This is a genomic window from Rothia sp. HMSC067H10, assembly GCF_001810635.1.
GTDB classification, from domain to species: domain Bacteria; phylum Actinomycetota; class Actinomycetes; order Actinomycetales; family Micrococcaceae; genus Rothia; species Rothia dentocariosa.
Genome location: NZ_KV802313.1, coordinates 127,528 through 141,419, shown reverse-complemented (window position 1 = coordinate 141,419; position 13,892 = coordinate 127,528). Strand labels below are relative to the sequence as shown.

12 protein-coding genes are annotated in these 13,892 nt (G+C 55.8%); 7 read left to right on the top strand and 5 right to left on the bottom strand.

All coding sequences use genetic code 11. The features are described 5' to 3' along the window. Positions 1-58: 58 nt before the first annotated feature. A complete protein-coding gene (pdxT, locus tag HMPREF2756_RS06430; protein ID WP_070619455.1) occupies positions 59-685 on the bottom strand; it encodes a pyridoxal 5'-phosphate synthase glutaminase subunit PdxT in 627 nt (208 codons plus the stop codon). A 217-nt stretch (positions 686-902) separates the two neighbouring features. Further along, positions 903-1,814 carry a pyridoxal 5'-phosphate synthase lyase subunit PdxS gene (gene pdxS / locus HMPREF2756_RS06425; protein WP_070535662.1) on the bottom strand — a complete coding sequence of 304 codons (912 nt, stop codon included), beginning with the start codon at positions 1,812-1,814 and terminating at the stop codon, positions 903-905. Between the two features lie 369 nt (positions 1,815-2,183). Here pdxS and HMPREF2756_RS06420 point away from each other — a divergent pair, with 369 nt between their 5' ends. The 3 genes from HMPREF2756_RS06420 (at position 2,184) to HMPREF2756_RS06410 (ending at position 5,029) form a co-directional block, all read left to right on the top strand. Beyond that, a complete protein-coding gene (locus HMPREF2756_RS06420; RefSeq protein WP_070619452.1) occupies positions 2,184-3,824 on the top strand; it encodes a Na+/H+ antiporter in 1,641 nt (546 codons plus the stop codon). 82 nt (positions 3,825-3,906) lie between these two features. Then, positions 3,907-4,548, top strand: a complete 642-nt coding sequence (locus HMPREF2756_RS06415) for a hypothetical protein (RefSeq protein ID WP_048779586.1) — start codon at positions 3,907-3,909, stop codon at positions 4,546-4,548. Between the two features lie 76 nt (positions 4,549-4,624). Continuing rightward, a complete protein-coding gene (locus HMPREF2756_RS06410; protein WP_048752420.1) occupies positions 4,625-5,029 on the top strand; it encodes a hypothetical protein in 405 nt (134 codons plus the stop codon). Between the two features lie 182 nt (positions 5,030-5,211). Here the strand turns inward: HMPREF2756_RS06410 and HMPREF2756_RS06405 are convergent, their stop codons facing one another. Beyond that, on the bottom strand, positions 5,212-6,093 hold the full coding sequence (locus HMPREF2756_RS06405; RefSeq protein ID WP_070619449.1) for an EamA family transporter: 882 nt from the start codon (positions 6,091-6,093) through the stop codon (positions 5,212-5,214). A 103-nt stretch (positions 6,094-6,196) separates the two neighbouring features. Here HMPREF2756_RS06405 and HMPREF2756_RS06400 point away from each other — a divergent pair, with 103 nt between their 5' ends. Next, positions 6,197-6,724, top strand: a complete 528-nt coding sequence (locus HMPREF2756_RS06400; protein WP_070619446.1) for a MarR family winged helix-turn-helix transcriptional regulator — start codon at positions 6,197-6,199, stop codon at positions 6,722-6,724. Between the two features lie 28 nt (positions 6,725-6,752). Here the strand turns inward: HMPREF2756_RS06400 and HMPREF2756_RS06395 are convergent, their stop codons facing one another. Then, positions 6,753-7,190 carry a nuclear transport factor 2 family protein gene (locus HMPREF2756_RS06395; protein WP_246825593.1) on the bottom strand — a complete coding sequence of 146 codons (438 nt, stop codon included), beginning with the start codon at positions 7,188-7,190 and terminating at the stop codon, positions 6,753-6,755. 743 nt (positions 7,191-7,933) lie between these two features. On the opposite strand from HMPREF2756_RS06395, the gene HMPREF2756_RS06385 reads away from it, so the two are divergent. The 3 genes from HMPREF2756_RS06385 to HMPREF2756_RS06375 all read left to right on the top strand — a co-directional run bounded on the left by HMPREF2756_RS06385 (position 7,934) and on the right by HMPREF2756_RS06375 (position 12,852). Further along, positions 7,934-8,566, top strand: coding sequence for an FMN-dependent NADH-azoreductase (locus HMPREF2756_RS06385; protein ID WP_070619440.1), 633 nt, complete (start codon positions 7,934-7,936; stop codon positions 8,564-8,566). Positions 8,567-9,305: 739 nt separating this feature from the next. Next, on the top strand, positions 9,306-10,907 hold the full coding sequence (locus tag HMPREF2756_RS06380) for an MATE family efflux transporter (protein WP_141747837.1): 1,602 nt from the start codon (positions 9,306-9,308) through the stop codon (positions 10,905-10,907). Positions 10,908-11,391: 484 nt separating this feature from the next. Beyond that, on the top strand, positions 11,392-12,852 hold the full coding sequence (locus HMPREF2756_RS06375) for an MATE family efflux transporter (protein WP_246825865.1): 1,461 nt from the start codon (positions 11,392-11,394) through the stop codon (positions 12,850-12,852). Positions 12,853-12,892: 40 nt separating this feature from the next. Here HMPREF2756_RS06375 and nadE read toward each other — a convergent pair whose 3' ends face one another. After that, positions 12,893-13,723, bottom strand: coding sequence for an ammonia-dependent NAD(+) synthetase (nadE, locus tag HMPREF2756_RS06370; protein ID WP_070619437.1), 831 nt, complete (start codon positions 13,721-13,723; stop codon positions 12,893-12,895). Positions 13,724-13,892 lie beyond the last annotated feature (169 nt).

The window sequence follows — 13,892 nt, the reverse complement described above, 5'->3', positions numbered from 1 at the left end:
AAATACTCTTTATTCACATAAAGGCTCTTTTTATACCAGGGGAGAGGCGAAGGAGAGCCTATCGAATTAGCGAGAGCAGTTCCTCGTGCACGGTGGTATCGCCCGTGACCTCCGGGTGGAAAGAAATGCCGATAATGTTCCCGGCGCGCACACCCACAATCTTGCCCTCATGATGCGCCACCACCTGCACGCCTTCACCGGCGCGGGTCACAATTGGCGCGCGAATAAACGCCGTATCGATCACGACTTCCTCGCCCGAGGGCGTAAGCCACGGCAGATGAACCTGCGCCGAATCGACCTGCGACCCGAAGGCATTACGCCCAACCGAAACATCCAAAACACCAAGCGACTGCTGCCCCGGAGCCGGATCGTCAATCACAGTCGAGAGCATAATCAGCCCGGCGCAGGTTCCCAGGGTCGGCAAGCCCCCCGAAATCGTCTCAATCAACGGCTGGCGCAGACCAAAAATCCGGGTCAGCCTGTCAATTGTGGAAGATTCGCCGCCGGGCAGAACCAGCGCATCCAGGTTCGCCAGCTGCTCGGCACTTTTGACGAGCACCACATGCGCCCCCAGGGATTCGAGCATGCGCGCGTGTTCGGCAACGCCGCCCTGCAGTGCCAAAACACCCACGGTTTTGCCTGCACCGGGCAGGGCAGCCGGGGGAAGGACCTCAGTCTCACTCATGAGCCTATCTTTCTGCAACACGAGGTTGCGCACAGTGTAGAACGTTGAGCTTCGGGTTTGAAAGAGCCAAACTCACCCGAGCGGATAACGCATCTGAACAGAGTCGGGGGCGAAGCCCGCACCGAGCTTCACCCCCTGCACGCCTTGGCCGGGCGCCCTCACCTGAACCGAATATAATCGATCGGCGAGTGCGCATCCGCCACGTGGCGGCCTGTACTTACCAGCCGCGCTCCGCCAGACGATGCGGCGCGGGCAGATCGGCAACGTTGATGCCGACCATGGCCTCGCCCAAACCGCGTGATGCATCCGCCAGCTTTTCGGGGTCGTTGTAGAACGCGGTTGCCTTCACGATGGCCTTGGCACGTGCCTCGGGGTTGCCGGATTTGAAGATGCCGGAGCCGACGAATACGCCGTCCGCGCCCAGTTGCATCATCATGGCTGCGTCGGCGGGGGTTGCCACGCCACCGGCGGTAAACATGACCACGGGCAGCTTACCGGTCTTCGCAACTTCGAGCACCAGATCGTAGGGGGCGGCAAGTTCTTTCGCCTTCACGTACAGCTCATCGGGCATGGTGCTGTACAGGCCCTGCAGCTCGGCGATCTGGCGCTTAATGGTGCGGATATGCTTGGTTGCCTCCGAGACGTCACCGGTGCCAGCCTCACCCTTCGAGCGGATCATAGCGGCACCCTCGGCGATACGGCGCAGCGCCTCGCCCAGGTTGGTGGCGCCGCATACGAATGGCACCGTGAACTGGTGCTTGTCAATGTGGTTCACGTAATCGGCGGGGGAGAGTACCTCTGACTCATCAATGTAATCCACCTTGAGGCTTTCAAGAATCTGCGCCTCAACAAAATGCCCGATGCGCGCCTTCGCCATCACGGGAATCGAGACGGCGTTAATGATGCCCTCAATCATGTCGGGGTCGGACATACGGGCCACGCCGCCCTGCGCACGAATATCGGCGGGTACGCGCTCAAGCGCCATGACGGCGACGGCACCAGCATCTTCGGCGATCTTGGCCTGTTCGGGGGTGACGACGTCCATAATGACGCCGCCCTTGAGCATGTCGGCAAGCCCGCGCTTCACGAGCGGGGAGCCGGTTACTGGGGAATTAGTCTGTTCAGTCATGCCCCCATTTTCTCACGTTCGATGCATGGACGCTCACTTTGCGACGGAATTTCTGCGGATGCGCGCGCATCTTTGTGTCTGCGTGACACGAATCGTCATATTTCGTGAGGTTCGCGGCGTTATACAGTCTCGTAAGCCGACTCCTATAGAACAGATAGTACTAGACCGCTCGGTGTGCACCCTGCACAGGGCATCTCACATGCGCGCGTCTTTTGCACCTAGAACTACAGCACCGCGAAGAGAATGCAGTTCAGTATAAAGCCCCGTATTTTTACCCCGTGATATGTTGGAATATGCGCGCCTTCACAGGTGTTATTCTGGCGCTGTTTATTCCTCTTCAACCTCCAACACACATCAAGGAACATCACCGTGCTTGAAGTCATTATTGCCCTATCGCTGGCAATTCTTCTGCGTAATATCCTTGCCCATAAAATACGAATAACCCCCGCCATTATGCTCATTTTCATGGGGCTTGTGCTGGCGCTCATCCCCGTTCACGCCATGCACGAGGTGCGTGAGGCCGGGCTGCCCCCGCACGTGATTCTCGAAATCTTCCTGCCCGTGATGCTGTTCTGGGAGACCCGAAATACCTCTTGGCGTGAGGTACGCACCCGTCTGCGCGGCATTCTGCTCTCGGGCACGGTGCTCGTAATTTTTACGGCGTTCGTTATCGCCTGGGTGCTTCACACCTTCATGGGCATCTACATGTGGCATGTGGCGCTGATTATCGGTGTGGCGCTCGCCCCCACCGATGCCGTGGCCGTGGCAACGCTCAACGGCAAACTCCCTAAAGCCTCCATCACCACCCTTAAAGCGGAAGCACTCATTAACGACGGCACCACTCTAGTTCTTTTCGCACTCGCCCTGCAGGTTGCGGGTGGTCATGAACTTGCCCTGGGGACCGCATCCGGAATGTTCTTCTTCTCGTTCCTGATCGGAAGTCTCGTTGGCCTGGCCGTCGGATGGGGTGTGAATAAGCTGCGTGCGCACATCGGCAACCCCATGAACTTCAGTGTGTTCATGTTTACCGTGCCGTTTATTGCTTTCTTCCTCTCTGAAGAGATCGAGCCTTTTGAAGGCATGAAAGGTTCCGGAGTGGTAGCCGTGGTGGTCGCAGCGTTCTACCTGACCTATCGTGGACCGGATACCATCAAACCCCAAAACCGTTTCTATGGTCTGCCCATCTGGTCTTTTGTCACCTATGTCATGAACGGTGCGCTCTTCGTGCTCGTGGGTGTTCAGCTGCCCAGCGCCACTGCGCCTGTGGATGATGTTCTTCGTGAATACAACTATGCGTGGGCTTTGACGTTCGCCGTGATTGTGGTGGCATGGCTTGTTTCCATTGCGGCGCGTTTTATTTTCCTGCACGTCACGATTGGTATTATTCGTGCCCTTGACCGTTCAGAAAAGCAGAAGCAGCTGCGCACAACTTTCCGTGGCCGTGTAGTGAGTACCTTTGCGGGACTGCGCGGCGGTGTTTCCCTCGCGGTGGCTCTCTCCGTGCCGACTGATGTTCCCGCGCGTGACTTTATTATCTTTATTGTTGCGGGCGTGGTTCTGCTGTCGATGGTGGTTCAGGGGATGCTCCTGCCGCTCGTTATTAGGTGGGCGAAAATTCCGGTTGATACCACCGAAGAAGATGAGATCAATGAAGCAGTGCGCACGATAATTGCCGAGTCCTTCGACTCTGTGGCTGAGATTGGCCAGGAAATTGGTGCACCACAGTGGATTATCGACCGCATTGCCGATGAACAGATGTACAACGCGAGTATGTACCGCAACCTGCACGCCGTTCGTAAACACGGTGCGAACGCGCCGGAAGAAGCCCGCCGCATTATTGAAGCGAGCGACCTTGAGAAAGAGCTGCGTCTGCGGCATTTGGAGAAGCAACGCAGCGTGCTCAAGCGCCTGCGTAATGAGCGCACAATCGACACGAATGTGCTCCACGCGATTCAGGAAATCCTGGATATTGAGGAGGCTCGCGTGCTCGGCCCGGTTGAGCTGGAGTAGCCCCGAACGGCTCCAGAAGTGCTAAACCCCGGGTGTATTCTATATTCCGTATATGGAATATTAAGGATGCTCCCGGGGGTTTATGCGGAATTTTAGGGTGCTGCACGGTATTCTGGTACACGTGAGCACGAAACCCTCGGCATCGACCCCGCCCCCGAGCGGAAAAGTTCCGCGCGCTGTTGGTACCGCGCAAGGGCGCGCATCGTTAATGCTGCACGCGCTGATATACCTTATCTTTGGGATTATCACCGTTTTTGTGCAGACCCCTGATAATGTCTTCACCAAAATACTTTTGGGCCTCTGGATGCTCGCGCTCGGCACCTCACACGCGCTCACGGCCCGCGGGATGCACTACGGGCCCGCGACGAGCGCATCGCTCAGCTCGACGGCGCTCGTGCAGGCGGCATCTGGGGCTTTGCTCGTGATAATGCCGGATACCCTTGCTCTTATTATTCTGGCTGTATGCGCCGGTTCGGGTCTGCCGGGGCTGATTAAGCTGCTCTTGGGGATGCGCTACCGTAGTGCGGTGGCTGTGTGGCGTGACTGGGTTCTGGAAGGGGGCGTGCTTCTTGCGGTTGCTTTAATTCTGCCGTTTGTGGGGGAGATCGGGGCGAAAGCGACCCTGGGAGTTCCCGGCGGTGGGGCGCTGATTATCGGCGTTTTTCTGCTGGTGGGTTCTCTGGGACCGAATGAGAAAGCGGGCGCTGACCGAACAAAACCCTAGTTCACAATCGCTCAGGTTTTAGAGGTGTATTGCAACGGCGCGTACACTGGTTAGACACACACAAGAGGAGGAACGAGTGGCTGAAGAACGCCCCCGCGGATTTAAAGCGCAGGTGAAAGGTCCCCTGCTGGTTGCCGCTGCTCTGGCTGTAGCGGCTTTCTTCGCCGTATTTATTTTTGCAACCGGCGGCACCCGCAACCACCCCAACCTTGTGTTGGCCTTAGGTGTGGCGGGCGCGGTTTTTGTGGTCACCCTCGTAGTGTGTGCAACCCTGATCTTAGCGGAACGCCCGAACGACCCTTCACTGGGGCAGGGTACGGGTATCAATAAATCTTCGGCAAAGCTTTACGAGCAGGCGAAGGCCAAGCGTGAGGCGGCGGAGCGTGAAAAAGCCCGTGCTGAGAGGAATTCACAGACGGCTGGAACCAAAGAGACAACAGCTGGGAATAACGCTGAGCCCCCTAAGACGACTGACAGCTAATCGGCGCGCTGGGGCGGTATGCTAAGCTGGTTCCATCTTTATGAGTTATACGCCTTATGGCGAGAGGAACTGGTGGCACTAACTGCCAACTCCTCTCTACGAGTAGAACAATTACCTTAGGCTCTTGGTGCTTTATGCGCATCAAGAGCCTTTTTTATATCGTGTGTGTGACGGTAAGAAAACTATTTTGTGTGTGAAAGCGCCGCTTTTCGAGCGCCCATCATCGCGCGCTGTACCCCCACTATTGAGGTCAGTACCAGCACGAAGCCGAGCATCGACAGCGGCGTCATGCTTTGCCCCAAGAAAATCCAGCCGAGAATAAACGCGGTGACTGGGCTGAGCGGTCCCAGGGACGCAATGACCGCGGGCGGCAGCTTCGAGAGCCCATGAAAATACACGCAGTAGGCGAGCGCTGTGCCCACCAGGCAGAGGAAGGCGTATCCGCCGATATTTGCGGGGGTGAGCGGTGGCAGCGGTTCCTCGGTCAGCAGGGCGATGGGCAGCAGGAATATTCCGCCCACGAGCAGCTGCCATCCTGTCATGGCGAGAGTCGAGAGAGATGATGTTCCTGAGGCGGTGAAGAAAATTCCGCACGCCATGGCGACAGCCCCGGTGAGCGCCGCAAGAATGCCTATCACATCGAAGGTGGTGCTGGGGGATGCGACCAACAGGATAATGCCAATAATGCCCATAAGTGCGGCAAGCCATGCCGATGCGGGAGTCGCTTTCTTGGCGACCATTCGGGTGAGGACGAGGACGAAAATAGTTTGTGTTGAGCTGAGAATCGCCGCCAGTCCGCCGGGCAGGCGGTATGCAGAGACGAACAGCATTGCCTGGAATAGGCCGATGTTGAGGATGCCGAGAAGAATAATTCGGCTCAGCTCTTTCTTGCGCGGGAACTCTCGGGTGATGAGCAGTAGCAGCAACCCTGCTGGCAGCACGCGGATCAGTGCGGCGGTGAAGGGACGGTCGGGCGGCAGAAACTCGGAGGTGATGAGGTAGGTTGATCCCCAAACCATGGGGACGAACGCCGTGATGATCAGCAGAGGAAGACGGTTTTTCATAGTTCTTCGCAGTCGGATAGATGCCTTGAGTTCAAGATAAATCCTAATCGCTTTTTGTCTTGAAAGCAAGATAAAATAGTAGTGAGCCGACTCTAGGAGGAATATGTCGAGCGCCCGTTCCCGCAGTACCCACCCCGATGCCGTGGACGTCATTATTGATCAGTGGAAACGTGAACTCCCTGAATTGGCTTCTGAAAATATGGCCCTGATTGGCCGTCTTAGGCGATGCTCCATTCTGCTCGCGCCGCGCCTTGACGAGGTTTTTGCTGCCTATGATCTTAGTAATGGCGCCTTTGATGTGTTGGCGACGTTACGCCGCGCGGGTGCGCCCTATATTCTGACCCCGACCGAGCTTTTTGCTTCGCTTATGGTTACTTCGGGCACTATGACAACCCGCCTGCAGAAGGTACAGAAGCGCGGGCTCATTGAGCGCATCCCTAACCCGGATGATGCCCGCAGTATGCTCGTGAAGCTGACGGGCGCTGGGTGTGAATTGGTGGAAAAAGTCGTCTTCGAACACGTGGAAAATGAGCGGCGTATTCTGGAAAAGCTGCCCGCTGAGACGCGCCGCCAGCTGGATGCAGGCCTCGCCGAACTGATGCAGGTGCTGGAGGATGCGAAAAAGAGCTGAAGGAAAAGGTGTAGCGAACCTGCGTGCTCTAATCCTCCAGCGGTTCCGCCAGAGCCTCCTCCTGCCCGTTATCCGCTACGATGCTCAGGGCACGTTCCAAGATCTGCACATCCTCGCAGGTCTCTATCGACGTAACCTTACCCCAGACGAGCGTGAAAAACTGAAACACCGTATTCTGGTAACGCTCCCCACCGGGTAGATCGCCACTCACCCGCGCCAGCACTGCCACACGCGTGCGCCACGGGTAACCCGAGACCAGAATATCCTGAACGTCAAAATGGGCGCCCGGCAACAGACGATTCACACGTTCCCACCACAGGATCATGGTCTTTTTACTCGTGCGGGTGCCGCCAAGAGCGTGGCTGCCATGAAATCGGTATTGAAAAGAATCCGCCAACGAATCAATCATCGCTTGGTAGTTTCCGGCGTTAATTTCTCGGAAAGTAGCGCGTATTTTATTTGCCACTATGCGCCTATACATTTCTTGCTCCTCGTCTCAACATTACCCGAAAGGTACATGCGATTCTGTGTGGTTGGCCTCTCTGAAGTTAAGGGTTTACCGGTATATACAGATATATGACGCTTTATCAGTGAGAATTTACGCGGGTTCCTTACAGAAGAACAGCCTTCGAAGGTAAGGGGCGGTGTGCTAAGCTGGAATCATATTTGCAACTGTTATTAGCCCTTCAAGGGCAAGAGGGGTCGATAGCGCTAACTACCAACCCCTCTTTAGCCAGGCAGATGCTACCTCAGTCGCTTAAGGAATACTGAGATAGCTTCTACGACATTAGAAACGGCTTGAGCCGATCCATCAATCAGAATGTAGCTGATAAGGATCGCTTGAGCCGTTTCTACTATCTCGTAGAATGACATCTGTCTCACCGCCCTGAGAGTCATCACGGAATGTATATTTGCAACCTGTGCCGGTGACTCATTCCGGGAAGAGGGCACTAATAACTTTACTGCATGCTTTACAAGGAAATTTCGTGTGATTCTGGAGAATGCGTAAAAATGTGATTCTTCCATTTTTAAATTCTTTTTACGTGCACTAGGGACATTCCCTGAAGAAATATTGCGTCATAAAGCGTTATTCCATAACTTTGCCTGTACTCAGCATTGATACCAGCGTTACACCCAATCTACGATAGAAATATCCATCCCGGATTTTTGTAAATTCTGCAATATCTTATTCAATCACCAGGAGACCCCATGCAGACCCTTATTATTAACGCCCACCCGGATCCCCAGAATAAAACTGCGTATTGCACCAACCGCCTCGTCGATTGCCTGACCGAGAAACTGCCGGGTGCGTCCGTGCTGAACCTCTACAATGAGGATATTCCCGAACTTACTGCCGAAACTCTGCCGCTTTACGGGGCGGCGGTATATGACGTATATGACGAAAAATCGTCCCTGAGTAAGCGGGAACAACAGATTCTTGCGCGCCGTACTGAACTCATTGAACAGTTTAAAGCGGCTGATCGGCTGATTATCGCTATGCCCATGCATAACTTTTCGGTGACCTCACGCCTGAAGGACTACCTGGATAACATTATTATGGGAGGGCAGACTTTCCAGTTTAGCGAGAATGGTCCGCAGGGTCTCATGGGCGGGCATAAGGCGTTGCTCGTGCAGTCAAGTGGCTCCGTATACAGCACCGGTCCGCTGGCACCGTGGGAGCAATCGTACCCCTTCCTACGGACCGTGTTTGGGATGCTCGGGTTCGATTCGACCGATATTGTGCGTGCCGAAGGCACTACGGATCCAAATATTGGCCCAGATGTTGCTGTTGAGCGTGCCTGCACCGAGCTTGAACAAAAACTGCCCGAGTTCCTTGCCTAAGGTCCAAGAACTGCTGGGTAGAAGGAAAGCTAAGAAGCCCAATGGTGCTGAGGCGGTGTGCTACGCTGGAATCATATTTCAGGTGTAAATGCTCATATGCGGAGGAGCTTAGTAACTGCAATTACCAAGCCCCTCCAGTGAGCAGGTTGTTACCTCAGGTTCTTAATCCAAGCTGAGATAAAGCCTACAATATGTGAAACGGCTTGAGCCGATCCCTCAATCAGAATGTAGCTGATAAGGATCGCTTGAGCCGTTTCTACTATCTCGTAGAACAGCATTCCTACTGCGCTTGCGCGCCTTCCGCACGCAGATTTGGTGCCTCGCGCGCTCGGAATCTGCGGTGCTCCAGCTCATCCGCCCGAGAGTCATCACGGAATGTATATTTGCAACCTGCGCCGGTGACTCATTCCGGGAAGAGGGCACTCATAATCTTTACCGTATGCTTTAGGCAAAAATTTTCCCCTTTAAAAGCGTTAGCGTGTAAAAAGGCTCTTTATGTGAATAAAGCGTTGAAAAACTCTCTTTATTCACATAAAGAGCCTTTTTGCGTGGGAGGTTAGAGAGGGAAGCAGGGGAGAGGGCCGGGAGGAAAAGCAGCGGGAGGAAGGGGTTACTTCTCAACAGGAAACGGGTACAATAGAGTCCCCTGCCCGCATCCGGCATGTAGCGCCGACCGATATTACCTGAGCCATGCCGCCCCAGAGACGGGCGCACTCCACAGACCAAGAAACGCATCTTCATGACACATAAACCTAAACACGCCCTGCCCGAAAATACCGGCGCGGCAGACAAACCCAACACAGCAGCAAAACTTGGCACAGTAGCGCCGTCCGAGGCGAACCCGCCCGTCACCGGTGCAGTTCCGGCGGTGACAGGCACCGTACCCTCCACCACTGGCGCCATCCCGGCTGTGCCCACACCTGATACAGGCCCCGGGATGCCCAATATGGACGATCCCAAAAACATATACCTGCTCAAAGATGCCCCCGTTTTCAAGGCGCTTCTTTCCCTGGGTATCCCCATGGCAGCAGGGCTGGCGATCACCAGCATTTACAACGTCATTAACTCCTACTTTGTGGGGCACTACGGCACCGTCGAAGAGCTCGCCGCCACCGGATATGGCGTACCTGTTTTCGGTATCATCATGGCGATTGCGGGTGTGTTCGGTCTGGGCTCATCAACCCTGGCGTCGCGTCTGCTGGGCGAAGGCAATGAGACACGTATTCGCAATGTGACCTCATTCGCCCTGTACTCCGCGCTCGCCTGTGGCATGGTGGTCGCCATTGCCGGGTTCCTGTTCGCAGACCCGGTTACCGGCCTGATGGGCGCCTCCGGAGCATCCTTTGAGCCGACCAAAACCTTCGTACACCTGCTCTTTTTGGGTGCGCCGTTTTCGGTCGGCATGTTTACCCTGGAACAGCTGGTGCGTTCTGAAGGTTACGCCAAACAATCCATGTACGGCATTATCTGGGGCGTCGTCATCAACTCAATTTTCGATGTTCTGCTGATTGCGGTTCTCGGCTGGGGTATCGCCGGTGCCGGTTGGGCGATGCTCGCCGCAAACGCCGCATCCATGGTGTACTACCTGCAGTTCCTTATTCGCAAGAGCCCCAACTTCTCCTGGAAACCCAGCGATTTTGTGATCGCCGGCGACATTATTAAACCCGTGTTCGCCGTGGGTGCCGCCGAACTGATTCAGAGTGCAAACCTGACCGTTTCCGCGCTGGTGCTCAACAATATTGCGGCAGGATACGGTGACGATTCTGTGGCCGCCTTTGGGCTGGCGATGCGTCTGAACATGGTACCTGAAATGCTGTGTATGGGTATTTGCATGGGAGGTATTCCGCTCTTCGCCTATGCCTACGGTGCTCGCAATCGAGACCGCGTGCGTTCGGCCCTGAAAACCGCCGCAATGGTATCGGTGGCAACCTCCATTATCTTCACCATTCCCGTCTTGATATTCCGTCGCCAGCTTCTTGAGCTCGTGGGCGACTCCTCGCTGGTCGCCACTGGCGAGAAAGTGCTGATCGCGCTCATGCTTGCCGCCGTGTTTAATGCCGTGAGCATCGTGTTCGTCTCGTGGTTCCAGGCCGCCGGTAAAGGCTTGCCCGCCACGCTCATGACCCTGGGCATTGCCCTGCTGTTCTTCCCCGCAGTCATCTTCGGCAATATGTGGTTCGGGTTCGACGGCCTCACCTGGGCGTTCCCCTTCACCCAGATTTCGGCGTGTGTGCTGGGCGTGATCCTGTTCTTCGCAACCGGCGGTACTAAGGTGAAGGATGCGCCCGCATCGGGCACCCCCGAGCACGGCGTGACCGAGATTAAGGTTGAGTCTGAGTAGCAGGTCTGCACTTTCTTCATTCGCACCCGTGAAAACGCTCTGACCTGAGTGTATGCCCGAAGCGTTATATTGCAGTGACCCCTGGAAACAGAGTTTCACCGCTGTATAAAGCTTTTGATATATATCGGGCAAAGCGGCTCGAAATAATATGCTCAAAACCGCATATAAGGTTCTGCCGTGCAGCGCAGTATCAGAAGTTATTCCGTCATGGAACGACCTGCATATGCCCCATACAGGCACAGCCGTGTATGATAAGCGAGGCGGCAGCCCCGCATTCAGGGGAGCCAACCGGTTATATGCGTTTATCGGCATATAAGGAAAAACTTTCGGTATAGGTGCTATATGAGGTTATTGCATGGCACATACATATGCCGCAGGATTATTCCAGACTGGGTATATACCCTTGTCAGGCTTATATGCCTATACTCCATGCGTTCGCACGCCGCCTACGTTTACCGACCATTATCCTACAAGGAGGTACACCGTGCCCCAAGCCGAGCATCTCGGTGTACCCGAAACACAGGTTGCCGGGGATACCGCATCGACGGCGAGTGCAGACGAGCTTTCCCGCGAAGTTCTTCATCAAAACAGCCTGAGTGAAGACTCCCGAAATATCTACTTCCTCAAAGATGCCCCGGTGATGCGCGCCCTGCTTGCCCTAGGTATCCCTATGGCAACCGGGCTGGCTATCACCGCCATCTACAACGTGGTGAATTCCTATTTCGTGGGGCACTTTGGCACGGTTGAAGACCTTGCCGCGCTTATCTTCGGGTTCCCGGTGGTAGGCGTCATTACCGCGCTGGCGGGGCTTTTCGGGGTGGGCGCATCCACCCTCACGGCACGATTGCTGGGTGAAGGCAACACCGCCCGCATTCCTGCCGTTACCTCTTTCGCCGTCTATGCTTCTCTAATCTTCGGCGTAGGGCTGGCGGTAGCGGGGATTTTCTTCGTCGATCCGCTCACCCGGCTGATGGGTGCCGGTGGTGCCACCTATGAACCGACTCGCTGGTTCGTGACCGTGCTGTTCCTTGGCGCCCCGCCCTGGATGTGTATGTTCACCCTGGAACAGCTGGTGCGTGCCGAAGGCTATGCCAAACAATCCATGTACGGCCTGCTATGGGGAGTACTCGCCAACCTCGTGCTGGATGTGCTGCTCATCGGCGTTTTTCGTATGGGCGCGGCGGGCTCTGGCTGGGCTCTCATGGGGACAAACGTCGCCTGCATTATCTACTACATGCTGTTTTTGACCGCGAAGAGCAAGAATTTTTCGTGGTCGCTCAAGGATTTCACGCTCTCTGCCGATGTGCTTAAACCCGTGCTCTCGGTAGGTTCCTCACAAATGGTATCGAGTCTTTTCCTCGTCGTCTCGGCCCTGGTGCTCAATAACCTGGCGGTTAAATACGGCGATGCGGCGGTCGCATCTTTCGGCGTTTCGATCCGTCTGATCATGGTTCCGCAAACCCTATGTACAGGTATCTGCATGGGCAGTATTCCACTTTTTGCATATACCTACGGTGCAGGGAATCGGGAGCGTCTGCGCGCCGCACTCAAGGTCGCGGTGCTGCTCTCGGTCGGAACCTCGGCAGTGTTCTCGATTCCGGTCTGGGCGTTCCGCGATTGGGCGCTGTATCTTGCGGGTGGCCCCAGCATCATTACGGCGGGGGACCAGGTACTCACCGCCCTGCTTTTCTCAACTGTTTTCTATGCGTTAGTGATGCTGCTCGTCGCCTGGTTCCAGGCCTGCGGCAAAGGCGTGGCGGCGGTAGTTTTGACCGCGAGTGTGGGTGTTTTCTTTTTCGTCACGGTCTTCGCGGGCGATACACTTTTTGGATTTACCGGCCTCACCTGGGCTTTCCCCGTCACGCAGATGGGGGCGTGCGCGCTCGGGGTGGCTCTGTTTTGGGCGAGTGGGCGCACGCGCATCCGGCAGCGTGAAAAAGCGTAAGCACAGAATAAGCCGCCGGGCAACGAGCCTCACCCAAGGTTTACTTCCACCACGTATCGGCGATACCCACCGGAACCGTGCGTTTATGCCGACTGCGCAGGTAGATAGTCTCTAGCTTCTCGGCAACAGCGGGGTCAATCTCTTTACCCTCCAGGTAGTCGTCGATCTGCGGGTAGGTGATGCCGAGCTCATCCTCATCGGTGCGCCCGGGGATACCGTCAAGCAGGTCGGCTGTCGGCGGCTTAGCCCACAGCCGCTCGGATGCGCCCAGAACCCTCAGAAGCAGCTGATTCTGCCGCTTATTCAGCCCGGAAAGCGGCAGTATATCCGCCCCTCCGTCGCCGAACTTCGTGAAGAAACCGGTCACGGATTCCGCCGCGTGGTCGGTGCCGACGACCAGCAGGGACGGGTCGCCAGCGAGCGCATACTGGGCGATCATGCGGGCACGCGCCTTAATATTTCCCTTGTTGAAGTCGCTGATAGGCGTACCCACGGCAGCCGTGTAGGCGGTATCGAAGCCATCGACCGCATCCGCAATATTGAAGGTGACGGCACGGTCGGGGGCGATGAATTCGAGGGCTTTTTGTGCGTCTTCTTCGTCGACTTGGGTTTTATAGGGCAGGCGCACCGCCATGAACTGAGCTTGGTATTTTTCAGCGTTGAGTTTTTCGCTGGCGAGTTGGCAGAGCCTGCCCGCCAGTGTGGAATCGATGCCGCCGCTAATGCCGAGCACGAATCCGTGGGTGCCGGTTGCTTTTGCATAGTCGCAGAGGAATTGTACGCGCCGTTGTACTTCCTCACGCGCCTGCTTTTCGGTCATATTGGGACGAACACCCATCTGTGCCACGATTTTTTCCTGAAGTTCACGCATATTTCTAGTGTACGCGGGCGCCGTCTTGCTGAGGGAACGAAAGTTAATGCAACTAATCTAAAAGATTGGCCGAATCTTTTGCTACAAAGAGCTAATTTACTGTTGTTTTAATCAATATGGCCAACAGCCCGCACAGGGTATGCCTCAGCCGGTCTCGGGACAGGCGCCG